This is a genomic window from Blastopirellula sediminis, from assembly GCF_020966755.1.
In the GTDB taxonomy this organism is placed as follows: Bacteria; Planctomycetota; Planctomycetia; order Pirellulales; family Pirellulaceae; genus Blastopirellula; species Blastopirellula sediminis.
On record NZ_JAJKFT010000010.1, the window covers coordinates 3715613 to 3739713 of the forward strand.

General features: G+C 57.5%; 25 protein-coding genes and 1 tRNA gene. 23 read left to right on the plus strand and 3 right to left on the minus strand.

Annotated features, from left to right (window positions below; translation table 11 throughout):
- Positions 1–223 precede the first annotated feature (223 nt).
- Complete coding sequence (locus LOC68_RS26755; protein WP_230224871.1) at positions 224–4339, plus strand: CARDB domain-containing protein; 4116 nt, start codon at positions 224–226, stop codon at positions 4337–4339.
- Positions 4340–4571: 232 nt separating this feature from the next.
- Here the strand turns inward: LOC68_RS26755 and LOC68_RS26760 are convergent, their stop codons facing one another.
- Positions 4572–4946 carry a hypothetical protein gene (locus LOC68_RS26760; protein ID WP_230224872.1) on the minus strand — a complete coding sequence of 125 codons (375 nt, stop codon included), beginning with the start codon at positions 4944–4946 and terminating at the stop codon, positions 4572–4574.
- Between the two features lie 385 nt (positions 4947–5331).
- Positions 5332–5413 (minus strand) — tRNA-Ser (locus LOC68_RS26765).
- 326 nt (positions 5414–5739) lie between these two features.
- On the opposite strand from LOC68_RS26765, the gene LOC68_RS26770 reads away from it, so the two are divergent.
- The 22 genes from LOC68_RS26770 (at position 5740) to LOC68_RS26885 (ending at position 22556) form a co-directional block, all read left to right on the plus strand.
- A complete protein-coding gene (locus LOC68_RS26770; protein ID WP_230224873.1) occupies positions 5740–6288 on the plus strand; it encodes a sigma-70 family RNA polymerase sigma factor in 549 nt (182 codons plus the stop codon).
- Positions 6285–7730, plus strand: a complete 1446-nt coding sequence (locus LOC68_RS26775) for a FecR domain-containing protein (protein WP_230224874.1) — start codon at positions 6285–6287, stop codon at positions 7728–7730. Before LOC68_RS26770 ends, LOC68_RS26775 begins: the two co-directional genes overlap by 4 nt.
- Positions 7731–7792: 62 nt before the next feature.
- Entirely contained in the window at positions 7793–8788 is a 996-nt protein-coding gene (locus LOC68_RS26785) for a DUF1559 domain-containing protein (RefSeq protein WP_261360172.1), read from the plus strand.
- Positions 8789–8866: 78 nt separating this feature from the next.
- Positions 8867–9295 (plus strand): carboxypeptidase-like regulatory domain-containing protein, encoded by a 429-nt coding sequence (locus tag LOC68_RS26790; RefSeq protein ID WP_230224875.1) that lies wholly within the window; start codon positions 8867–8869, stop codon positions 9293–9295.
- 332 nt (positions 9296–9627) lie between these two features.
- Positions 9628–10173 carry a sigma-70 family RNA polymerase sigma factor gene (locus LOC68_RS26795; protein ID WP_230224876.1) on the plus strand — a complete coding sequence of 182 codons (546 nt, stop codon included), beginning with the start codon at positions 9628–9630 and terminating at the stop codon, positions 10171–10173.
- Positions 10170–11603 (plus strand): FecR domain-containing protein, encoded by a 1434-nt coding sequence (locus tag LOC68_RS26800; RefSeq protein ID WP_230224877.1) that lies wholly within the window; start codon positions 10170–10172, stop codon positions 11601–11603. The genes LOC68_RS26795 and LOC68_RS26800 overlap by 4 nt, the downstream gene beginning before the upstream one ends.
- Positions 11604–11675: 72 nt before the next feature.
- A complete protein-coding gene (locus LOC68_RS26810) occupies positions 11676–12680 on the plus strand; it encodes a DUF1559 family PulG-like putative transporter (protein ID WP_315858770.1) in 1005 nt (334 codons plus the stop codon).
- A gap of 73 nt (positions 12681–12753) precedes the next feature.
- On the plus strand, positions 12754–13182 hold the full coding sequence (locus tag LOC68_RS26815) for a carboxypeptidase-like regulatory domain-containing protein (protein ID WP_230224878.1): 429 nt from the start codon (positions 12754–12756) through the stop codon (positions 13180–13182).
- Positions 13183–13462: 280 nt separating this feature from the next.
- The gene (locus tag LOC68_RS26820; RefSeq protein WP_230224879.1) at positions 13463–14482 is read left to right on the plus strand and encodes a DUF1559 domain-containing protein; all 1020 of its coding nucleotides are present in this window, start codon (positions 13463–13465) and stop codon (positions 14480–14482) included.
- A gap of 310 nt (positions 14483–14792) precedes the next feature.
- Positions 14793–15002 carry a hypothetical protein gene (locus LOC68_RS26825; RefSeq protein WP_230224880.1) on the plus strand — a complete coding sequence of 70 codons (210 nt, stop codon included), beginning with the start codon at positions 14793–14795 and terminating at the stop codon, positions 15000–15002.
- Positions 15003–15230: 228 nt separating this feature from the next.
- Positions 15231–15680: a hypothetical protein gene (locus tag LOC68_RS26830; protein WP_230224881.1), complete on the plus strand. Its 450-nt coding sequence runs from the start codon at positions 15231–15233 to the stop codon at positions 15678–15680.
- Positions 15670–16236, plus strand: a complete 567-nt coding sequence (locus LOC68_RS26835) for a hypothetical protein (RefSeq protein WP_230224882.1) — start codon at positions 15670–15672, stop codon at positions 16234–16236. Before LOC68_RS26830 ends, LOC68_RS26835 begins: the two co-directional genes overlap by 11 nt.
- Positions 16226–16762, plus strand: a complete 537-nt coding sequence (locus LOC68_RS26840; RefSeq protein WP_230224883.1) for a hypothetical protein — start codon at positions 16226–16228, stop codon at positions 16760–16762. The genes LOC68_RS26835 and LOC68_RS26840 overlap by 11 nt, the downstream gene beginning before the upstream one ends.
- On the plus strand, positions 16749–17312 hold the full coding sequence (locus LOC68_RS26845) for a hypothetical protein (protein ID WP_230224884.1): 564 nt from the start codon (positions 16749–16751) through the stop codon (positions 17310–17312). The genes LOC68_RS26840 and LOC68_RS26845 overlap by 14 nt, the downstream gene beginning before the upstream one ends.
- The gene (locus LOC68_RS26850) at positions 17299–17847 is read left to right on the plus strand and encodes a hypothetical protein (RefSeq protein WP_230224885.1); all 549 of its coding nucleotides are present in this window, start codon (positions 17299–17301) and stop codon (positions 17845–17847) included. The genes LOC68_RS26845 and LOC68_RS26850 overlap by 14 nt, the downstream gene beginning before the upstream one ends.
- Positions 17844–18167 carry a hypothetical protein gene (locus LOC68_RS26855; protein WP_230224886.1) on the plus strand — a complete coding sequence of 108 codons (324 nt, stop codon included), beginning with the start codon at positions 17844–17846 and terminating at the stop codon, positions 18165–18167. The genes LOC68_RS26850 and LOC68_RS26855 overlap by 4 nt, the downstream gene beginning before the upstream one ends.
- Entirely contained in the window at positions 18154–18777 is a 624-nt protein-coding gene (locus LOC68_RS26860) for a hypothetical protein (RefSeq protein ID WP_230224887.1), read from the plus strand. The genes LOC68_RS26855 and LOC68_RS26860 overlap by 14 nt, the downstream gene beginning before the upstream one ends.
- Complete coding sequence (locus LOC68_RS26865) at positions 18774–19232, plus strand: hypothetical protein (protein ID WP_230224888.1); 459 nt, start codon at positions 18774–18776, stop codon at positions 19230–19232. Before LOC68_RS26860 ends, LOC68_RS26865 begins: the two co-directional genes overlap by 4 nt.
- A complete protein-coding gene (locus LOC68_RS26870) occupies positions 19232–19747 on the plus strand; it encodes a hypothetical protein (protein ID WP_230224889.1) in 516 nt (171 codons plus the stop codon). Before LOC68_RS26865 ends, LOC68_RS26870 begins: the two co-directional genes overlap by 1 nt.
- Entirely contained in the window at positions 19741–20283 is a 543-nt protein-coding gene (locus LOC68_RS26875) for a hypothetical protein (protein WP_230224890.1), read from the plus strand. The genes LOC68_RS26870 and LOC68_RS26875 overlap by 7 nt, the downstream gene beginning before the upstream one ends.
- 4 nt (positions 20284–20287) lie before the next feature.
- Positions 20288–21799 (plus strand): radical SAM protein, encoded by a 1512-nt coding sequence (locus tag LOC68_RS26880; RefSeq protein ID WP_230224891.1) that lies wholly within the window; start codon positions 20288–20290, stop codon positions 21797–21799.
- 4 nt (positions 21800–21803) lie between these two features.
- Positions 21804–22556, plus strand: a complete 753-nt coding sequence (locus LOC68_RS26885) for a prolipoprotein diacylglyceryl transferase (RefSeq protein ID WP_230224892.1) — start codon at positions 21804–21806, stop codon at positions 22554–22556.
- A gap of 72 nt (positions 22557–22628) precedes the next feature.
- Here the strand turns inward: LOC68_RS26885 and rho are convergent, their stop codons facing one another.
- Complete coding sequence (rho, locus tag LOC68_RS26890) at positions 22629–23939, minus strand: transcription termination factor Rho (RefSeq protein WP_230224893.1); 1311 nt, start codon at positions 23937–23939, stop codon at positions 22629–22631.
- Between the last annotated feature and the right edge of the window lie 162 nt (positions 23940–24101).

Sequence of the window (24101 nt, forward strand, 5' to 3'; positions counted from 1 at the left end):
AGGCGAGTCATTGGAATCGACCAACGTCGCGATTCCAGTTCTCGCGCTCTTTGCGGCGCCTACTAAGTTATGCGAGAGGTTGGGGGGCGATTGGACGGAGATTTCAAAACTTTTTTTGACTTCTTTGGCGGAGATTGCCAAGCTCAAGCGTTGAACTAATAGGGCAAGCTCTATTTTCGCACCTCATCGCAATAATCTAGTCAGAATTCATGGGGGATAAGTAATGAATTACGAACCCACTTCTCTTGCCGTGCGAACGTTGGACGATCGCAACTCAAAAGGGAAAAACGAGTCGCAGCGACATGGCGTATTCGATCCCGATTCAGCCAAGCGGAACTCCCTATACCTCTTCGCCTTATGTTCGCTGGCGGGCGCCGTTTTCGCCGTCGCGCTGCTGGTTTTGCTCTACTTCGACCAAGACCCTAACTCCGGTTCGATTTCGCCGTCACAAGTCGCTGCGGCCGAAGTTGAAATCGAAGTGCCGGCAGCGCTAGAGACGCCCCCTCTGCAAAACCATGATCAACCCCAACTGCAGGAATCGGCGCAAAGTCCCAACGGTGAAGATCCAAAGTTGGCGCCAGACTCGGAAGCGAAAGACTCGGACATCGAAGGGGACGCAGACGTTGCGGTACCGCTAGAAAGCGAGACGCCGGACGCGGCGATAAGCGTGCCGGAGATTGCCGCTCCGGCCAAGCTGCCGGACGTCGTCGCTCAACTTACGACGGTTGACGGCGCTCCTTATTCTTTGGGGCGGCTTGTGGTTCAGTTCGATGCGGACTCGACGGTTGTGCGAAAAGCGGATGAAACGTATTTGTTGCGATCGCCCGACGCGAAACTGCGTTACCCGACGTTCGAGGAAGCGTATCGAGATCGAGACGAGAAGTCGAACGCCGAGCTCGCTACGCTCACGATTCATTTTCTGTATTTGGATAAAAAGCCCCCACAGACCTTCGAGTTGAATTGGGGAGAGCAAACGCCGATTACCATCGCTCCCACGCTTGAAGCGGAAGATGTTGTCAGCTTTGACGAACTCGCCGACGCTTGGTGGAATCGATTTTCGCAACCTTCCGAGATGCTGCAGGGGGAATTGTTCGATTTCGATCAGGACCTGAAACATGTGGTTGCGACTCGCACCGGACGAGCGTTGACCAATCGTTCGCACTCGTCGCAGAAAAGCAGTTCGACTAGCCAGATGGAAGCTGGGTTCGAAAGCGTGGTTAAGACGCTGTTTGGCATCGATTCGGTGCTGCTGTCGATGCCCGACTACCAGATCACATCAAATCTCGATTCTGACGAGAACCGAAGTCTCCCCTTGCCTGCTCCGCTGCGGCTGAATTCGGTGACGCCGCCAAGCTTTTCTACGCAGATGCCGATGGAGCGAATTGCGGCCTATGTGCCGAAAGAGTGTTTCTACGTTCGCTGCGGAAACGTGGCCAACTATCGTTGGTTGCGAAGTTTTCTGGTCGAGTGGGGCGGGAGCCTGGATGAGATCGTTTCGACGCCGACGATCGATTATCGAACGCGCGAAAAACTAGAGCGCCAGCTCGCTCTCGATTACGAACAGATTCAAGAGGAGGGCCTGGAGAAGAGCGTGTCGGATCTTGCGCTGATTGGGACTGATCTCTTATTCCATGAAGGAGCTGGCGTCGGGGTCTTATTCGAGGCGATTGACTCCGCCGCGGTTCATGAACTCGTACTCTCGCAACGCAAAGCGACTCAGCGAGACGAGCCAAACGCGACCGAGAAAACGCTCATTCTCGCCGGTCAGCCAGTGATGTTGCTCTCGACGCCTGATAATTCGGTCCGATCGTATTATGTGAACGTCGGACGGTATCACCTTGTCACCAACAGCGAGTACGTCGCCAAAAAATTTCTCGGGGTGCGAGCCTCCACCGCGGGGCTCAGCGACTTGCGTGAATTTCAGTACGCTCGCGCCAAAGTCCCGCTCGATTCGTCGGAGCGAGTCTTCATTTATTTGTCCGATCCGTTTTTCCGCCATCTCGCTAGCCCCGAGTATCGGATCGAACTTCTTCGTCGAGCGAAAGCGACCGCCGAGATCAAACGAGCGAATGCCGCCTTGTTGGTCGCTCGCTCCGAAGGATTTGAAGTCGACGCAATCGATCAATTGATATCGCTCGGTTATCTGCCTGCCGAATTCGCTACGCGAAACGAAGGGGAAGAGCTGGTGATGGGCCAGCGGGGCTTTATCGACGCTGCGCGGGGAACGCTCGGCGCCTTCGTTCCCGTTCCGGATCGAGAAGTCGGATTGATCTCTTCTCAGGAGCTCGCCAACTACCGAGCCTTTGCGGCTCGTTATCAGCAACAGTGGAACATCGCCGATCCAGTCGTCGTCAGTCTGGCGAATCGTCCCGGGGACCGGCCCGACGAACAAGTCGTCGGGGTGAAGATCTGCGTAACTCCCTATGCACAACAGCGCTATCGGTTCTTAGCCACGAATCTGGCGACGAACTATCAGAAGGTTGCGCCGCTGCCGGACGATCTAATGGGAATTAGCGCGTCGCTTCACGGCGGGGGCTTGTCGCGGCAGCTACGGATTGGAATCCAGGATGCGGACGTTCCCTTTGAGGTGGTCGAGGGCGAGGTGGTTACGAAAGGAGCGTTCGCGGGACGGACGTTGTTCGGGCAAAACCTCTATGCGGCGGTGAACCCTGGAGGAGACGCGAGCATGGATCAAGTCCATAGTTTCGCTCAGGAATTGAAGCTTGTTCCCAACTACGGCATGGAAGCGAGAGTGGCAGGCGCCTTGTTGTCGGTGATTATCGGCAGTCAGCGGTTCGCCAATTTCTTTGATTACGTGCGAAGTCGGCACGTAACCAGCCGTCCCAGCTGGTCGGTCGCGGCAGGACGATTAGAACTGCGGAGAAAGGTACTTCCGCAACTGAGCGTCGAGCGCCAAAACCAAGATTCCCAAATCGAGTTTGCGGCGAAGGATGTCGGAAAATCGCAAGCGGCGCCATACATTCGCGCCTATACCTATGTGGAAGCGCGCAAAGCGTCGGCACGCAATGCGGTCTTTTTGGACCAATTGTCGCAGCAACTGGCGCTGTCGCCGCAGGACGCGGAATTGGGCGTGGGCTTACTTTGCCGTGGCAAGCTCATCTGTCCCTTGGGGGGAAGATACGTGCTCGCTGACGACGCGGAGAATCGCGGATGGACGAGTACCGCTTGGGAGACTCCCAGTTACCAAGAAGTCGCCGCGGTTCCCAACGGATATCAGTTCGCATTCATGGAATGGCTTCATTCCATGAACGTTGGCTTCAAGTTGGATCGCACTTCGTTGACGTCGGATATCGAACTCGCCGTCTCCGGAACCTACATCGCGCCGCCGGTGAGTGAGCAAGTCGTATCAGCCGCTCCTGTCGCGTCAGTCGCGCAGGCGCCGTCGCAGAGAACCGTGGAGAAGATGCCGATGCCGCTCATTCCTTCGACTCCCGTTGAGCCGGCAACCCCAGTCGAGCCGGCGATCTCAGTCGAGCCGGTGAAAAAGCTCGGCCCTGATTTGACGATTTCTTCGCTCAACGCGGAGATCGTCGCGAGAGACACCGTCCGATACGTCTATACGATCACCAACAACGGAGATGAAACCGCTGTCATCCGTGGTCGCTCGTCAAATGCGGCAGGCACGGTCTGCATTCAGGCGTTCCTTTCTGAGGATATGGTTTTGGGCAACGCCGGCGATCGACCTACCGGCGGTAAGATTCTGACCCTCGCATCGGAACTTGCGCCTGGACAGTCCATTACGGAGTCCTTCAGTTCGGGCGCCAGAGATCTGGAGAAATATCCTTACCTGACGCTCATGGTCGATTGGCATGATCTCGTCAAAGAATCAAATGAAAAGAACAACTACGCCGCGGTAGCGATCAAGCAAAAGATTTTCCCGGAACTTCCGAAAACGCCTCCGGCGGATCGTGCTGACGACTCCAAACCGGCCGCGCCGACCGGCGAAGTGCTGATCGATAACGTCGCGGCGTTTCAGCAAGGGAATCAGATGATCATTACCTACGATCTCGTGAATTCGACTCCCATTCGTAACGCCAAAGATATGAATGGGGCGTCGATTTCGGGCGCTCGCCAGCACTGGATCGAGCGACTTGGCTCTGATTCAAGAATTGCGAAGATTCCGGGTAACATCGCTCGCGATGGGCGGCGATATGCGGCGAGCGGTTACACCGAACACGTAAGGCCCGGTGCGGTTCGTAGTCTCCAGCACCGCCAATGGATTGAAGGATACCCGTCCGGAACCTACCGATTTACCGTTCAGTGGCGGCAGAAGGGGCTTCCAGATAAGGAAGCGCATGTTGACTTCACGATTCCCTAGCCGTCCACGCTGAGTCTGCGCACGAAAAAGCCCGTTGCAAGTCTTTACCTGCAACGGGCTTGCGGTAGCGGAGGGCACGAGATTCGAACTCGCAACTCACCACTAGATTCCCAATCTTGCCTCCGATGGCAAGAAAGTGGTGGAAGTGGGATGAAGTACGGGGTGGAAATCTAGAGTTTGGAAGCAGATCGAGACGCGGTAATCCAATAGGGAAGTTCAAAGGGGGAATAGGTCAGTCGACCTTATGTAATGCGGTTACGTCAACTTCGCGCCAGTTGGTTTTCATGTAGTCCGCAACATTTGCTTGATTTTCTCCGTATTTCCCAATCCCAGAAGCGACGAGAATTGCGATTCCAATCCAATACGCCAGTGCGTAATTTGGCAGCCATGAATAGACTGCCCAGGTAATAAGGGCAAAGATGCCCGGAATAACAAGGAGCGAGATCAGGTAATTGCCAAGTACTTTAGACCCCTTAATTGCTTTGGCCCGCATCAGTTTCAAAGTGAACGGGATAGCAAAAAACAAGACAATCAAAACCTGAAGGAGAAAAAAACCGGCTATTGTGCCAATGAACCAAGTCAGCCCGAAAAAGAAAAAGGTTGCCATCGGCTGCTCCCATAAAACTCACCACATCTGGCGACGCAAGAAACCTTACAAGCAATGGTAGTCAAACCTGCGTTTCTACTCGAAGTCTTGCCCTGGTAGGCGGACGCGGAGTTTTTTCCGCCGGCTGTTCTTTAGGCTTGTTTATTGAATAACGAAGCACCTAAGAATAAAGCGTGGCGATTGAGAGTGCCAACGATTTTTCTTGCCTTTGAGGCTGATAGGTATACGAGCTTGGCGATGACGAACTTGGTATATCTCGTGTTGCAAGTTGGGAAATGCCTAGCAAACTTCCAGGCAAACCTAAACGCTACACGTACACTTTGTTGGCTGACTTGGTCACGAAAAAGCCCGTTGCAAGTCTTTACCTGCAACGGGCTTGCGGTAGCGGAGGGCACGAGATTCGAACTCGCAACCCCTTACGGGGCACTTCATTTCCAATGAAGCCGCTAACCATTCGCTTACCCTCCATCGATACGTGCTGGGGAAGGCTTTCCCACTGCACGATCTTGCCAAAGGGCAATTCTCGACGCCCATTCTAGCTGGCGACCCCGGTTACCACAACGGAGCCGTCTACCTGGGGCCAAGGGACGATTTTTCCTAGACACGCCTCGCTTCTGCGGGGTTCAGGTCTCCTCAGTAGCGAGATTTGCGGGGCGGATACCCGCGATTTTCTTGTAATCGGAAAAAAATAAAGAGAATTTTGGCCAAAATGCGGGCTGATCGGGCGACTGCTATCGAGATGTCACGGGACGTCTCGCTACTCGTCTCGACGATTGCACCTTATCTGGCCGCTATGCTTCCATCTATCGACGGCAACGACGCCGGCAAACATACCAGTTTTGCCGAACAGTACATCGTTCATCAGGAACGACTGCGCGGTTACGTCAGCTCGCTGGTCACGAACTGGAGCGACGCCGAGGAAGTCTTCCAGCGGACCAGTCTCTGCCTCTGGCGGAAGTGGGAAGCGTTTGACCCGGCCCGGGGATTTTTGCCCTGGGCGTTCGGGGTCGCGCGGATTGAGGCGAAACGGTACCTCGCCGAAAAAGGGCGCCAGCAGCAGATGCTGAGCGACGCGGCGATGGAGGCCCTGGATAAAGCGATCATTCAGAACAGCGACGCGATCGACGAGCGGCTCTCGGCCCTCGAGCATTGCGTCAACAAGCTGCAGGTCGCCAACCGCGCCCTGCTGCGAGCCCTTTACCAGAAGAACGCCTCGGTCGAAGAGGCGGCCGCGACCTTCGGCCTAACTGCCAACGCCGTCTACAAACGGGTCCGAAAAATTCGGGAACTGCTGCATCGTTGCATCGATCGCCAACTCTCGCCGGCGGGAGATCAACCATGAGCGACCATAAAGGCCCCTACGGCGAAATGATCGCCGACGTCGAAATCTGCGACCTGATTGACGCTTGCGTCTCGAACCAGGCGACTCCCGATCAATGGCTTCGGTTGAGCCGCTTGATCGTCGATCGCGAAGACGTCCGCGCTTGTTATGCGGCGCAGTCGATGGCTAACGCTCGTTTGGCCGCCCTATTGCAGATTGGCGAACAAGACGAGCTGGGCGTTTTCACGCAGATCGAACAAGAGCCGGCCCCGCGCGTCATGTCGTCGATTCCAAAGCGAAAGCCGGCGATCGAAATCAGCTCCGAAGCGCTCCTCACGTTGCTGTGCGGCGCTGCTGCCGTTGTGCTGGTCTGCGGCGTTGTGATGAGCCAGTGGCTCATTACTACTCGGGTCGATAGCGGTCCGATCGCGGTTACCGAGCAAGTCCCACCAGCAGTTTTGCGACAGGTCGAAGCGAACGCAGGGGCTGAAATCGCCGTTCACCCACGCGAACTGTTCGCCAGCACGCTGATCGAGTTGCCCAGCGGTAAGTACGAAGCGACCACCTCGGTCGGAGCGACGATCAAATTGGCCGGCCCGGCTCGTCTGCGAATCGAGGACCATCTGACGTGGAAACTCTTCACGGGCAAGATGGTCGTCCACGCTCCTCCTGCGGCCAAAGGCTTTACCGTCAAAACCGACAATGCCGAGATTGTCGATCTGGGAACGGAGTTCGGCGTCATCGTCGATTCCGCGGGAGTCACCAGCGTCGCGGTCTTTGACGGCAAAGTCGACCTCGCGTCAGGAGAAAGTCAAAAGTCGTTGGTTATCGGCGACGGCTTTACCATCAGCAAGACCGGACGACTCGATCACTTGTCGATCATCGACCCTTCCCGCTTTGAAGAGCCGGGCGAAGATTTGACCCCTCCGCTCATTTCGGAGGTGCGGAACAACAGTCTGATTTCGTTCGGCGCATGCCAGATTATCCGGGGCGGCTTCCGTGAGGATGCGCTCGCCTACGTCGATCGTAAGCATCAATGGAATGGCGTCGACGCGAGCGGCTTGCCGGAAGAACTGGTCGGGGTCGACTACGTGCGGATGGTCAATGACTGGAAGTTCGACGAGCAGATCGAGGAGCGTGACGATCTGGAATTCGCCGTGACGTTCGCTCGGCCGGCGACCGTCTATCTGCTGGTCGACGAGCGTATAACGCCGCCGATCTGGTTGCGCCGCAATTTCGCCAAGACCGGCATGCAGGTCGGCTTGGATGAAGGGACGCACAACTGCGTACGTACCGGATTGAGCTACGAGAAAGAACAAGCGAAAGGCCCCGGCAATTCGATTGACGTGGTCATGCGAGTTTGGAAGACCGATCTCCCTGAGGGGGGCGAACTGAAGATAGGTCCCATCGGAAGCAAGAGCAGAGGCTGGGTCGTGCCATGTATTGTGGCGCGTCCCCTGTAACGCGTTTCGTTGGGTCAGCATCCCTTTTCATTTTATTCTCATTCGTTCAGAAGGTTCGTTGGATGTCCTTATCTAGAAAGAAAGGTTTCACCCTGGTGGAACTGCTGGTGGTGATCGCCATCATCGGCGTTTTGATCGCACTGCTCTTGCCGGCAGTGCAGCAAGCCCGCGAAGCCGCGCGGCGCATGCAATGCACCAATCACATGAAGCAGTTGGGATTGGCGCTGCACAACTATCACGACACGTACCGCGCGTTTCCCGCGATCAGCTACGATCACGAAGTGAACGGCGGCGACGAAGCCCGGCACGCTAGTTGGAGCTGGGGGACTTTGATTCTGTCGCAATTGGAACAAGGCGCCGCCTACGATATCCTGGCGCCCAGCCGCCCGGACCGTCTGCATGAAGCAGTGACCAAGCCGGCCAAGCTGGCGGTGCTGCAAACGCCGCTGACCACCTGGCGCTGTCCGTCCGACACCGGTCCCGAGTTGAACTCGCACTACAAGATCAACGACGGATCGGGCACCGCGGGCAATCGGAAAGAATTGGCGACCGCCAACTACGTCGGCGTGAATAGCGCCGGCGACGTTGATCGCGCCAACACCCACAACGGCATCTTCGTCCCCGGCACCAACGTGCAAGGGAACAAACGCTGGGTCGTCGCGATGCGCGACATTCTGGACGGGACCAGCAACACGGCGATGGTCGGCGAACGGGCCTGGATGCAAAACGGGGTCGAAATTGGCGCCGCGGTCGTCTTTGGCCACAACGGCAACGCCGATATCGAAAACAACGCCGACTACAACAACGGGTTCATCACCGTCGTCGGCGGAGGAAAGCCGCATATCAACACGATTGATACCTGCGGATCGGGATGCAATGACAACGACGGCCGCCAAGGCTTTTCGAGCATGCACCCGGGCGGCGCTCAATTTCTGTTTGGAGACGGATCGGTCCACTTCCTGAGTGAGAACATTGACGACAACATCGGCGGTGGAACCGACTCGACCTACGAGCGATTGATGAATCGCTACGATGGTCAGCCGGTCGGCGCGTACTAACGAAGCGTTTGCGAACTGCAGCGCGGGCGATTCGCTTGCGCTGCGTTCGTCAACGAAGGTTCTCAATTAGGAGATGCTATGTATCGAATGATTTCCAACAGCCCTTGGCTGGCGCTAGCGATAATGACTGCGGCGTTCGTCGGCTGCGGCAACGACCTGCCGCCGGTCGGAGAAGTCTATGGAACGGTCAAACTGAACGGCGAACCGGTCGAAGGTTGCCAGGTAATGTTTGAGCCGATCGCCGGCGGCCGAAGTTCCTCGGCGATGACCGACGCCGACGGACGTTATACCTTGCGTTACAACGGAGACGCCGACGGCGCGTTGCTGGGCAAACACAAAGTGCGGTTGATCACGGCGCGCGGGACGCGACGAGACGACAATGGGCGGATCGTCGATCCCGGCGTCAAAGAAAAGTTGCCGAAGGAATACAACAGCGAAACGACGCAGGTCGTCGAAGTGACCTCCGGCGACAATCCGATCGATTTCGAGGTGGCTGTCAGCAAGTAGCGATCCTCGATTTGCGGAATTAGATCAGACGCTCGAGAGCGGCTTCGGCCGCTCTTCTTTTTTGCGCTCAGCCGACTGGAAATGCCCTCCCCCTCTCTTGTCTGGTGTCAGCTACCGGCGTTTCTCCCCCCCGTCGGCGCTCGATTTGGCGCCTTAGCGACTTGCGGGTTTCCCTAGCAGCAGGGGTTTCTATGAGGATTTCCTCATATCCATAAAAAATTACCGCCATTTCGCAGAATCGATGGCCAAACTGAGGCAATCCAATGGAGTGCATGCGGAAACGATACCCAACGATGGTCTGCACGAGAGCGGCGCGGCTGCCGGCGACGACAATGATATCGACCCCAGATCCCTCTGCGACGAACCAGTCCAGCTTCGCCGAAGCCTATATCGCGAACCAGGAACGGCTAAAGGGATACGTCTATTCCCTGGTCTTCAACTGGAATGACGCCGAGGAGGTCTTTCAGCGGACCAGTCTCGGACTCTGGAAGAAGTGGGAGCAGTTCGATCCTGAGCGAGAATTTCTTCCCTGGGCGTTCGGCATGGCCCGCATCGAAGCGAAGCGTTTTCTGGCCGAAAAGGGGAAGCAGGAGCTGATGTTGAGCGACGCCGCGATGGAAGCGCTCGATACGGCGCTGGTCGATCGCGCCGACGGCTGGAACGAACGTCTCGCCGCGCTGGAACAATGCGTCAAGAAGCTGCCGACGCAACAACGCTCGATGCTGTGGGCCTCTTATAAGAAAGCGAGCAGCGTGGAGCAAATTGGTCAGATGTTCGGGCTTTCGGCGAACGCCGTGTACAAGCGACTGCGGCGCATTCGCGAGCAGCTCCATCAATGCATTGATCTGCGGATTGCAATGGGAGGCGACGGGAAATGAACTCGCGTCGTGCTGTACAAGGAAAACTGGTCGCCAACGCAGCGGTTCTCGATCTGATCGATCTTTGCTTGACCGATCGAGCGACTCCGGATCAGTGGAAGACTCTCAGTCAATTAATCGTTGACGAGCCGCTGGTTCGCGATTGCTTCGCCGCGCAGGCGATCGCCAGTTCTCGCCTGGCGATGATCGCCGGGTTTGAAGTTTCGCCCGCGGAGCCAGTGGCGACGCGTCTCGCTGCAGAGTTGGCGACGCCAGTCAAACGATCATGGTCCCCGCGTTTGCCGAAGGTCCAAATTCCGGTCAGCCGCGCGGCGCTGGTCACCTTAGCCGCTGGCGTGATGCTGGTCCTGGTCGGGTATGGCGCGCTGGTAGGCTATCAAAGCTGGGTTTCCAGCGGCGTCCCAACCGCGAATCTTGCCAGCGGCGGCGTCCCGGCTGCGGTCCGAATCTTTAACGTTGCCGGCGAAACCGAACCACGCGAATTTCACGGCACCGAAGTTTTTGAGCTTCCCAGCGGCAGTTACCAGGCTGAGACTTCGGCTGGCGCTCGCATTCAACTGACCGGGCCGATCCGCGTGCGGGTCGAAAGTCCGCTCGCGTGGCGGTTGTTCTACGGAAAAATGATCGCCGACGTTCCACCGGAAGGTTATGGCTTCACGATTCAGACGAACCAGGCGAAGGTGATCGATCTGGGGACGAAGTTTGGCGTCGCCGTCGATCGAGACGGCGACACCAAGGTGGTCGTCTACGAGGGGAACGTCGAGCTTGTTTCCGGTCGCAAGAAAAAGTCGCTGACGGTCGGGGACGCATGGACGGTTCCGACGACCGAACAGTTTGAGCCGCTCACCTTTTCCGATCCGGTAACGTTCCTGGAAGCTGGCGACATTCCTCCGTCGGTGATCGGCAAGGTGATGCATAACGGCGTCGATCGCCGAGCGACCTATCAGATTGTGCGAGCCGGCTTCCAAGAGGATGCGCTCGCCTACACCGATCGCGTGCATCAGTGGAACGGAATTCTCTCTTCCGGATTGCCGCCGCAACTGCTCGGTTTGGACTACGTCCGGATGGCGAACGATTGGAAGTTCGATGCGAACGACAGTCTCCGCGACGATCTGGAGATCACCTATGAGTTTAACCGCCCAGCCGTCGCCTATTTGCTGGTCGACGAACGTCTGGCGAAACCGCCATGGCTGCGGCAGAACTTTCGTGATACCGGTTGGGTGATCGGGCTCGATAAGGGATCGCACCACGATCCGGAAACGCGCCTCAGCTACGAGCTCGATCAGGCGAAAGGCGCCGGCGCCTCCATCGACGTCCTCTTGCGTGTGTGGCGCGTCGTCTTGCCCGAAGGGGGCGAGTTGAAGATTGGCCCTATTGGAAATCAAAAGGACGACTGGGTAGTTCCCTGCCTGGTCGCACGTCCGATTTAACCGCCTTCAGACTGCAGCGGCGGTGATAGCGATTATTCATTCATTTTGTTACTTCCAGGAACTGCAATTGATATGAACGCTTGCCGAAAGAGAGGTTTCACCCTGGTGGAACTGCTAGTTGTGATCGCCATCATCGGCGTCTTGATCGCTTTGCTGTTGCCTGCGGTTCAGCAGGCCCGCGAAGCGGCTCGCCGGATGCAGTGCACCAACCATCTGAAGCAACTCGCTTTGGCGCTGCACAACTACCACGATACCTTTGGCGTCTTTCCGGCGATCAGCTACGACCACGAAGTGAACGGCGGCGACGAGAACAGACACGCCAGCTGGAGCTGGGGAACCTGCATCCTGCCGCAGATCGAACAAAGCAACGCCTATGACATTCTTGCGCCGAGCCATCCCGATCGTTTGCATGAAGCGGTCAACAAGGCGGACAAGCTGCGCGTGCTGCAAACGCCGATTTCCTCGTGGCGTTGTCCCTCGGACGTTGGACCGGAACTGAACAGCCATCTGACGATCAACAATGGTTCTGGCAACCAGGCGCAAGACGTGCAAATCGCGACAGCCAACTACCTGGGGGTGAATCATAGCGGCGACATTGGCCGGACCACCAAGAACGCTGCGGTGAACGGGATCTTTGTCGCCGGGACGAACGTCGCTCAGAACCGCCGCATGGTCTGCCGCTTGCGAGACGTGCTGGACGGTACCAGCAACACGGCGATGGTCGGCGAACGGGCCTGGATGCTCGGCGGCGTCGAACTGGGCGCCGGGCTGGTCTTCGGCCACACCGGCAACGAAGACATTGAAGATAGCCACAACTACAAAGATGGCTTCATTGCGGTGGTCGGCGCCGGCAAGACGCACATCAATATGAACGACACCTGCGGCACCGGCTGCGACGATCGCGACGGCCGCCAGGGATTCTCCAGCTTGCATCCAGGGGGCGCCCAGTTCGCCTTCGCCGACGGTTCGGTTCACTTCCTGAACGAGAACATCGACGACGACTTTGGCGGTCCGGTCGATACGACCTACGAACGCATCTTGTCGTGCAACGATGGACAAGTGACCGGCAACTACTAAACGTACGATCGACTATCCCCTTATCAGTCTTCGTCTCGCTTGGCCGTGACGGAGGCGAGACAGGAGTTTCTCCATGATTCGCGGTTTTCATTTCGGCAGATTGTTAGCGCTCACGGCAATCGGCGCGGCATTGGTTGGATGTAGTGACGGAAACACGCCGCCGCTGGGCGACGTTCATGGGCAAGTGACCTACAACGGGACGCCGGTCGACGGTTGCAACGTCATCTTTACGCCGGCGGCGAGCGGACGAAGCTCAAGCGCTGTGACTGACGCCGACGGATATTACGTGTTGAAATATAGCGCCACCGCCGCTGGGGCGCTGGTTGGCGAACATCGCGTCGAGTTGACCACTGCTCGCGACCGAATCGTCAGCGACGAAGGGCAACTGCGTGACGCCGGCCGGAAGGAGATTTTCCCGAAGGAATACAACGCCGAAACGACGCAGGTCGTGGAAGTGACCGGTTGGGATAATACGATTGATTTTCACGTCGTCGGCAAATAGCCAGCGGTGCGAAGTCGCTATCACCAGTCTTCGATCAAAACGCGGCGGTTCCGGCGGCCGCGTTTTTTCATGCGCTGCCAATAAGTGAAATGCCGGCTCCTGTCATGCGGGACATCGCATGAAGATTCTCTGTTACTTACGAAAAAATCTCCAGATTACGCGGCCAAATCAGCGCAATTCTGTGGAGTGCTCCTGAGCCTGGGTCGCACCGCGGCCAGGTCGATGAATCCGTTGCGAAGCAGTGAGTTTGTTTCTTCATCGTCTTGGGAATTCCGTTGCAATGAAAAGTCGTGGCAAGCAGGGTTTTACCCTGGTCGAGTTGTTGGTGGTGATTGCGATCATCGGCGTGTTGATCGCCCTGTTGCTGCCGGCAGTGCAGCAAGCGCGCGAAGCGGCGCGACGGATGCAATGCACCAACCACTTGAAGCAGTTAGGACTGGCGCTGCACAACTATCATGACACGTTCGGCGCGTTGCCGGCGATCAGCTACGACCACGAGGTGAACGGCGGTGATGAGACGAAGCACGCCAGTTGGAGCTGGGGAACTTGCATCCTGCCGCAGATGGAACAAAGTGCGGCCTATGACATTCTGGACCCCAGCAGTCCCGATCGATTGCACGAAGCGGTCAACAAGTCGGCAAAGTTGGCGGTGCTGCAGACGCCGATCGCATCGTGGCGTTGTCCGTCTGACGTCGGCCCGGTGCTGAACAGCCACTACACAATTAACAACGGATCGGGCAATCAAGCTCAAGACGTACAGATTGCGACGGCGAACTATCTCGGCGTGAACCATAGCGGCGACATTTGCCGAACCAACACTCCGACTTCGACCAAGAACTATCGGATCACCGGCGTCTTTGTGCCGGGAACGAACGTCCAGAAAAACAATCGCATGGTTTGCCGGCTGCGAGACGTTTTGGATGGAACGAGCAACACGGCGATGGTCGGAGAACGGACCTGGATGCTCGGGGGCGTCGAGCTGGGCGCCGGTCTCATCTATGGTCACACTGGAAATGAGGACATCGAAAACAGCCACAACTACGTCGACGGCTTCATCGCGGTGGTTGGAGCGGGCAAAACGCACATCAACATGAACGACACCTGCGGGACCGCTTGCGACGACCGCGATGGACGTCAAGGATTCGCGAGTCTCCATCCCGGCGGCGCACAATTCGTCTTCGTCGACGGTTCCGTTCATTTCGTCAATGAGAACATCGACGACAACTTTGGCGGGCCCGACGATTCGACGTACGAGCGGCTGCTGTCGTGCAACGACGGTCAGACGCTGGGAACCTATTAGGACTTTGCGTTTCGCTGCGAAGCAATTCGATTGATTTTCAGATAGTCGGGATTAGCTGCCCAGCGACTACCTGGGAATTATCGACGCGAAGAAACGTGTCGGCCCGGGCCGACACGTTTCTTTTTTGCGCACTATCGGCGCCAAGCGGGCGTTCGCCTATTGGAGGGGGGATGACGCCATCGCTGTTTGCCATCTCACATCCGGAAATATAAAATAATGGCGTTGTAGATAGTCCCCGCGAAATGCGGCAGTCGCCGCTGGTCGCTCTAGCGCCGCCCCGGCGAATCACCATCGATTTGCATCCCACGCCATGACGACGATCGAACATCCGGATCAACTGATCGAAGGACAGCGGTATCGTTTTTATGTCGACGTCGGCGAGTCGCAGTACGAATTGGAAGCGACCTTCTTGCGTTTAGATCACCATTTCCGCCGCTTGATCTGCGTTCTGCACATGGACGACGAAGATTACAGCATTGAGTGGAACTGGGCGACCGAGATCGTCCCGGTCGAAACCTAGCCGCCCCGCCCTGCTCTTTTTGGGCGGCCAAAAAATATTCTTGCCCTCTTCGGGCTCTTTTCTCGCGTTCTCCATTGCTCAGCCGATAGAATCGTCGCCAGTAACGATCCTACGCCTTAGGGGAATGCGATGTCTCCCGAAAACGAAGAGTCCAACCCGTTTGAGCCGCCGCATTCTGTCGACAGTTCCGCCCAAAAGCATTGGGTGGTGGTGTGGGGAGCGGCTGCGTTGTTGGTGCTGGCGACTGTCAGTTCGGGGATACTCGACCCGTCGTTTCTTTGGGCGACGGTGAGCGTCGTCATCGGCGTTCCCGTTTTGATCAGAACGGCGCTCGATCTGAGTCGCAAGCTGGCGGCAGGTTGGGCGATTGATCCTTTGGTGCAAATCAAGTCGCTATTTGTTTCCTTCGCCATCACGATCGTCTCGGTTGTCTCGGCTGGGATTGCCGGCGGGAGTTTGTGTTTCGCAGGCGTCACATCAGCGATGAGTACGCCGGTCTCGCTACAGTGGGTTGGCTTAGCGCTTATTTGGACGGCCATACCGATCGGGCTGCTGGTCCTCGGCATCGCGTTCTACGCGTTTGGGCCCAAGAAAGTTGGACCACTGCAAAAACAAGCTGCCGAACATGGTGGAACGGAAACGTCGACGCCCGATGGCGAGACCAAGCGTGACCAGTGAGACGAGCGACAATCCGTTCGAGTCCCCCTGCGACGTCGGCGTTGCGCCGCCGTGGCGGAAGTGGTACTGCTGGTGGTCATTGTCGGCCATGCTCGGCGCGATCGCACTGTGGGTGTTTTGGCTGCTGCCGTGGCTGGGTGCGATTCTCGTTTGCGTCGCGGCCGGGATCAGCGTGCGATCGCTCCTGGATCTTTGCCGCAAGCACCAGGCCGGTTGTCTGATTACCGATACGACGCAATGGGTATCGTGCGGGGAGTCGATGATGGTCGCCTTCGCGGCGTCGATCGTTGGGCTGATCCTTTTCTTCAGTGTCTTCTTCTTAGCGTATCTCTTTATGGATGAGCAGATCGTCCTGTATCGGACCGAAGAGGACCTGCGAGCATACCGAATGAAGATACGAGTCATATACGTAGTCGCCTACGCGATTACGACAGTCGGACTTGGAGCGTTTATCTGGGGAATGGGCCCTGATCGGCTCGATTCGTCACCATTGTCGACTCTACGTCGAAATCGCGGGACGTCGAGGAATATTGAAGGGACGTACGATGACCGATAGTCCCGAAGAGAATCCGTTTGAGCCTCCGGCCGTAGCCGCCAAACGCGAAAAAACCGAATCGGCGTTTTTCAAGGAGTGGCTGGTCGGCACGTTTTTTCTGTTCGTCTTGTCGACGCCTCTTTACCTGGCGGACCTCGTTGCTGGCTTTTGGGCGAACGCTTTTGCGATCGTTGTTTCCCTCCGCTCTTTGATCGACCTGCGCAGAAAACAAGCGGCCGAATATTTGCAGCCGGGGGACGTTTGGATGTCGTTGGGAGCTTCGGTCTTGGTCGTGGGGGCGGCGTCCGTGGCAGGTACGCTCGCCTTCTTCATCGCAGGTTTCGCGGCCTGCAATGCGGACTTACCGAAGACGGAAGACACCTTGAAATTCTACGTAATTGGGATCATTACGTCTGTCGCGGCGATTTTCTGCGCCGTCTTATATTTCCTGGGCCCTGCTTCGGTCGATACATTGCGACGGCGGAAACTTACGCAGGCAACTTTGGCGCCAAACGACCAGGGAGGCGAGTCGCGTGAAACGAACTGACGCGCCACCGGAGCGGGAAAACCCGTTTCAATCGCCATCGGCGACGATTCGCGTCGCTCCATCCGATCCGCATGCCGAAAACGAGTTCATGGTCGGAGTCGTGCTGTCGTTTGCGCTCGCCTTAGTCCTATTCCTCTACCATCCGCTCGTAGGATTTATGGCGACGATCGGCGTGGCGATCGTCGTGATGCGGGCATGGCTCGAAATCAGCCGGAAACAAGTCGTCGGTTGGAAGCTGCGACGCTGGGACGCGACGTGGATTCTGCTCGCTTCGGCCGGACGAATCGCCATTGCGGCGGTCTTTGGGATCGGCATAACGGGAATCGCCAGCGTCGCTGGGGCGGCCCTGTTTGAAGCAATTCCTTCGCTCGCTGACCGGTTTTCTCCCTTCGACGCAATCTTGGTGGACGGCGCGGTCGGCTTGACGGGAACTTTCGCGCTGTTGCTTCTCCTGGGACCCGCATCGGTCGAGACGCTGAGGCGACGGAAGCTTTCGCAGACTACTTCGGCGCCGAACGAACATGGAGGTGAGTCGCGTGAAACGAACTGACGCACCGCCGGAGTACGAAAACCCGTATCAATCGCCGGACGAAGTGGAGAAGCTGGTCGATCGACATTGGGCGGTTGTCATCGAGTTGGTTGTAGGATCGATATTTCTGTTCGCCTTATCAGGTCCGGTCTATTACTACGTCGATTCTAATTTTGGCATGGCGGCGAGCGGCATTGCGGCAGTCGTTGCGATACGCGCCGGTATTGACGTTCAAAGAAAGCTGGCGGCTGACTGTTTACAGCGAGGAGGTGCGTTGAAGTCGTTGGCGATATCGTTATTCCTGGTCGGCGCGACATGCGTCGCCGCGTACGTCGCTTGTTTTACGACATGTTTCGCCGCCGCTTCGATCTTTAACCATCTCTACGACCAAAATATTGGGCTTCTCGTTCTGATTTCTTTCGGCTCTGGAGGCGTCGTCGGTTTGTCGGTCGGTTCGGCTCTCTTGTATTACCTCGGCCCTGCATCGGTCGAAATGCTGCGACGAACCCGCACGACGGAGAATTCAACGAATGTGCATGCAAAGGAGGAGGTATGAGCCAAGGAGAATACGGCAAGAAGCTGGTCTCTTCCCTGGGGATCGCGTTCTTGGTTACCTTGGCGGCCTGCATTGCGCTATTGAGGAATTGCTTCGCCGCGGTCGCCACTCAAGTCCACAGATCGTATCCTGGAAGAGTCGTCGATGGTTTGATCGGTCTGGCCTGCGTCCCTTCGGTGGGCATCATTTTTGTGGAGGTTCCGGCGACGCTTGCCTATCGACTTGGACAGGCATCTTCCGATACGTTACGACAAGCGAAAGACGCCCAGAATTCGTCTCCCATGCCTGAGCAAGGATCCAAATCGAGTGAACGCACCTGATCGAGATTGGTATATCGTCCGCCGCTGGCAGTCGTACGTCGCCGAAATGCGCGTTGTCGCGCTGCGGATGGCGGCGATCGTCGTTTGTTACGGCCTGCAGCTTTGGCATCACTTCGGCCTGCTCGACGAAGCGGGGCAAGCGGCCAATGCCGAGTTTCACAAGCAGGCGACGCTGATCGCGTGCGGGTGGCTCTTTTTGTCGCTGGCGGTCTGGCTGGTGCTATTGCGCCGCTGGTTTCCGCCGCTACTCAGTTACGTCAGCACGGCGGTCGACATCGCGTTTTTGACGACGCTGATCGCCGCCTCCGGCGGGCCGACGGCGACGCAGCTCGATACGTTTTACTTCTTTATCATCATCCTGGCGGGTCTGCGGTTTGAGCTTCCGCTCGTTTGGTGCGCGACGTTGGCCACGATGGTTGGTTTTATGGCGAGCGTCGGCGCGGTTGATAAAACCTGGTTTGACGCCGAGCATACGGTGCCGCCGATCAGCCAAGGGATTACGCTCGTCAGTTTGGGCGCGGCCGGTATCGTGGTTGGACAAATCGTTCGCCGCTCGAAAGACCTGGCGGTCGCCTACGCCGAGCGCAAGCGGCAAGGGGGCGAAGCATGAGTCGCTCGCTTCCCCATGTTCGCTGCCCCGAGTGCGGCGCCGACAACAACGCTTTCGCGGCGAACTGTTGGATTTGCCAACGTCCACTGGTCGACGAGGCGGAACTGGTGAAGGCGCTGCCGGTCGAAGCTCCTGCCTTCGTCGCCGGGGTCAACACCAAGGTCGGCAACGTGCTGTTGCTGTTCACGCTAATCGCGCTGATTCTCGTCGGAATCGGCGTATCGACGGTCGAGCCTGTTGCGCTGATCTTTTATGCGATCTTGGTCGTCGCTCCCTGTTTAGGGGTGGGAATAACGCTACGGCAGATCCTGGTCGCCAAAGACAAGCCGACGGCGACCGGCGGATTAACGGCGGTGTTAATCGTGGTCAGCGTTGTCGGATTACTGATGATCTCGTTTGGGATTCTGTGCTTTACCGCTTGTTTGCAGATGTTTTCGCCCAACGCTTTTCACTGATGAGCGATCCTCGCCAACATCGAAACGCCAAGCTCGAGCCGCGGACGCTCCCGGTGGTTGCGTGCCCGGAGTGCGGCGCCGAGAACTATGCTTTTGCACCGCGTTGTTGGATTTGTCAGTGTAAGTTCGATCCAAACGACCTGATCCAAGGAGAGAAAACCGTCGAGTCGCCAGCGTTTGCGCGACCCCATTCGCCACTAGCCGCCAACTTGCCGGTGTTGATCCTGCTGCCGGCCTTGATTGTGATCGGCTACGGAGTGGCGTGGCTCAACCCCTACCTGTTTATTCCTTACCTATTGCTGATCAGCTTGCCGATGCTGGGGATCTCGTTTTTGATTCGGAGCAGTTGGACGCAGCCAGGACGCAAGCCCCTTCTTGGCGGAAGCATTGCGGTCTCGGTGATCCTTTTCCTGATGGCTATTTTAGGGTCGGCGATCTTTGTGATCGCGGCGATTGTGATTCTGGTGTTTCTCATATGTACGAACCAAATTGACCGGACGAATCTGCCATGGTGATGGACGAGCCGAGTAATCCAGAGCGACGTCCGCTGACCCCTTCTTCGGTGAAGCTCATCCAGTGCCCCGAGTGCGGCGCCGAGAACCAGGCGTTCGCCGCGAACTGTTGGATTTGCCAACGCCCGCTGGCGGAAGAAGAGATGATCGAAGCGAAGCTTGCGCCGGCGCCGCCGAAGTACGTCGACACCACGAGCAGCATCTTCGCCTATTTGCTTTTGGTCCTGTCGAGCCTGGCGATCATCCTGATGGGAGTCGGCGTTTATTACGTAAACCCCGTCTGGGCCCTTTATTACGTCCTGCTGTTTGGCGTTCCGCTGATGGCGGCCGGCGTTGGGATCTTCTACGCGTTGCTCAGTAATGATGAAAATATTCGAAAGGCAGGAGCCATTTTCGCGTCCTTTTACGCGATAGGGATGACGATCTTGGGATCGTTGGGGATCGTGTTTTTGACGATCGCCGCCATTGTTATATTTGTGATCAGCGTTTGCGCTGGTTTTGCTGAACTCTGCTTCGGACCGCAAAACACGGGGAATTGATCCAATGCTCAAGCCGCATGATCTAGCGCGACGCGACTACACCGTCCTGGGCGTGACGCAAAGTCTTTGCCCCGAGTGCCTGGCCGTCGTCCCGGCCAAGATCATCACCAAGGGGAACCGCGTCTACTTTCGCAAACGTTGCCCCGAGCATGGCGAACGGGACGACTTCGTCTGCTCCGACGTCGCCCAGTACGATCAACTGCAATACAGCGTTCCGGGCAAGGTGCCGCATGAATTTGGCGTGCTGCCGGAGAAAGGGTGTCCGCTCGATTGCGGGCTCTGCACCGAGCATGAACAGCACAGCTGCATCGGCCTGCTCGAGATCACGTCGAGCTGCAATCTTTCGTGCCCGATGTGCTATGCCGGCAGCGGTCCCGGCGGTAAACATCTGACCGTCGCCGAGTGTCAGGCCGCGATTGATCGGCTGGTCGAAGTAGAAGGGCGTCCCGAGGTGCTGCAGCTTTCTGGCGGCGAGCCGACGATTCATCCCGAGTTTGAAACGATCCTCGCCTACGCCCTGTCGCAGCCGATCGACTACGTGATGATCAACACGAATGGCATTCGTCTGGCTCGCGATCTGGAACTGGTCGAGCGGCTAGCGAAACATCGCGACCGGATCGAGATCTATCTGCAGTTCGACGGCTTCAGCGAAGAGGCGTCGTTGCTGCTGCGGGGTGAATCGCTGGTCGAAACCAAGAAGAAGGCGGTCGAGCGGTGCGGTGAAGCGGGACTGCACGTCAATCTGGTCGCGACCCTGCAAACCGACGTCAATCACGATCAGCTGGGCGCACTGGTCGACTACTGCGTCGACAAGCCATGGATCACTGGGCTCAGTTTCCAGCCGGCGACCTACAGCGGTCGACATGTTTTGCCGGAGGTGCTCGAGCGGCGGATTACCTTCCCCGATGTGATTCGCGGAATTGATGAGCAGACGGAGGGACGTTTCCGGCAAAGCGACTTCATGCCGCTCCCATGTGCGCATCCGAACTGTCACCAGATGAGCTACGCCTATCGATATCAGGGGAAACTGATTCCGCTGATGCGGTTTATCGACGCGACGCAGCATATCGACCTGTTAGCGAGCGGCATCTCCTTCACGCGACCGGCGGTGCGCGATCTGCTGGAACGTTATCTCGCGCGACAAGGTTGTTGCAGCGGCGGTAATTGCGGAACTTCGACTCCGGTCGATAACAACGATCCGTTCGCCATCATTGAGCCGCCGACTTGCGAGCCGGAACTAGAACTGTCGCCCGAGATGTTCGCCGATCCCGAGATCGGAGCCGCCGCGGTCGATTTCTTTGCGAAGGCGATGCGGCAAGAGCTAGGCGCCGGCGACGTCTTTCGGGTGATGGTCACGTCGTTTCTCGACGCGTACAACTTTGACGTCCGCCGCGTTATGAAATGCTGCATTCATCATGTGCTGCCGAGCGGACATTTGATTCCGTTCTGCGCTTACAACGTCCTCTATCGCGACGGCCATGTGCCGCTGCCGCCGCTCGATCGAAAGCACGTCTAGTCCCATGATGATCAACCCGACCTATATCGTGATCATGGCGACGGCGATTGCGCTTTGCAGTTTGATGGTGCGCCGATCGCAGCAGAAGTTGCCCCTGACCCGGGAAGAAAAGTTCGGGCTGGGACTTGGCGGTTTTTGCGGCGCGATGATCGGCGCCAAGCTGCCGTTCGTCTTGTACGACCTGGAAGGACTCTGGAGCGGCGGCGCATGGTTTGCGCATGGCAAGACGATCGTCTGCGGCCTGGCCGGCGGTTATCTCGGCGTCGAAATCGCCAAATGGCTGATGAACGTCCGGATCAAAACCGGGGACTCCTTCGCCGCGCCGGTTGCGTTCGCGATCGCCATCGGCCGCTGGGGCTGTTTCTTCGGCGGCTGTTGTTTTGGAACGCCGACGACCTTGCCGTGGGGCGTCGCTTTTCCGACTGCAGTCGACGATCCGCTGGCGCTGCGGCATCCGACGCAGATCTACGAGAGTCTTTTTCATCTGACGATGGGCTTTACGCTGCTATGGCTACAGCGGAAAGGTTGGTTCCGCGGGCAGCTGATGAAGCTCTATATCCTGGTCTATCTCGGCTATCGCTTTTTGACCGAGATGATTCGTCCCGAGCCGCGGTACTTCGTCGGATTGACGGCGTATCAATGGGGGGCGATCGCCCTGGCGATCATCTTCATCTGGCTTTGGCGACGCGACGCAGCGGCGCTGTCCGCCGAGAGCGCACAAAAAGAGCCGCGTCCAGCGGACGCGGCTGCAGATTAGTTTTCTTCATTTGTGGCATGCTCTTGCGGCGTCTTCGCCGGATGAGCATGTCTTCAAACGCCAGTGAAAGCCTTAGTGGCCGTTGCGAGTTCCGGCGATCAGGCTGACGAATTCCAAGTTGTTTTTGTACTTGCTGAGCTGACGCGTGAGCTGCTCCATCGCTTCGATGTGGTGCATCGAAGTGAGCGTGCGACGGAGCGCGACGACGGCGCCCAGGGTTCCTTCGTCCAGCAGCAGTTCTTCGCGACGCGTGCCGGATTGCGAGATGTCGATCGCGGGCCAGACGCGACGGTCGGCCAGTTTGCGATCGAGCACCAGCTCCATGTTGCCGGTCCCTTTGAACTCTTGGAAGATCAGCTCGTCCATGCGGCTGCCGGTGTCGATCAGGGCGGTGCCGACGATCGTCAGCGAGCCACCTTCTTCGAAGGCGCGAGCCGTGGCGAACAGCTTCTTGGGGATGTCGAGCGCCTTGATGTTCACGCCGCCAGACATCGTACCGCCGCTATCGCCGACCCATTTGTTGAACGCACGGGCCAGACGCGTGATCGAGTCGAGCAGCAGGAAGACGTCGTGACCCATTTCGGCCAGACGCTTGCAGCGTTCGATGACCAGCTGCGAGAGGCGGACGTGGCTTTCGACGTCGCGGTCCAAGCTGCTGGCGATCACTTCGCCGTTGATGTTCCGCTGCATGTCGGTCACTTCTTCCGGACGTTCGTCGATCAACAACACGATCAACTTGACGCTCGGATAGTTCGCCGAGATGCCGCGGCTCAGATTCTGGATCAGCATCGTCTTGCCGGTACGCGGCGGAGCGACGACCAGGGCGCGTTGCCCCTTGCCGAGCGGCGTCAGCAGATCGACGACGCGATTGGTGAGCGGGCCCCCTTCGATTTCGAGCTTCAGATGCTCGCGGGGATTGATCGGCGTCAGCTTGTCGAACGGACTGGTCATCGCATACTTTTCAGGAAGCATGCCGTCGACGTCGGTCAGTTCACGCAAACGCGGGCCTTGTCCGCGGCGGAATCGCTGCACCATGCCGCGAAGCATCAGACCTTCGCGAAGCTGGTATTTCTCGATCATCGTGCCGGGGACGAATGGATCGGTACGCTCACGAGCGTAATTGTTTTCTGGGCTGCGGAGGAAGCCGTAGCCGTTGGGATGCATTTCGAGCAAGCCATAGCCCGGTTCCAACGGAATCGGTTCGCCCGGTTCAAATTCTTCCTGTTCCAGGTTATTGCGAGGAACATTGGAACTGGGAGCAGAAGCGCGACGGTGTCCTCCACCTTGGCGACGCGAACGTCCGCCTTGTTGTTGTCCGTCGTTTTGGCCTCCTCGACGCCGCCCGCCGCCAGAGCGAGAGCGGGCCTGCCTCTTTTTCGCCATCGAAATCACCTAAGTTGCGCGAAGCAAATCGAGATAGTGAGAGAATGGAGCGCTCAATTGCGCCGCCTTTGTAATTTGCCCGCAAACGATCGACATTCCGTTGTCGTTTGCGCGGCTACCGTTTGGTTTGAATCAACGAAGATCGTGAAACCGAATGGATCA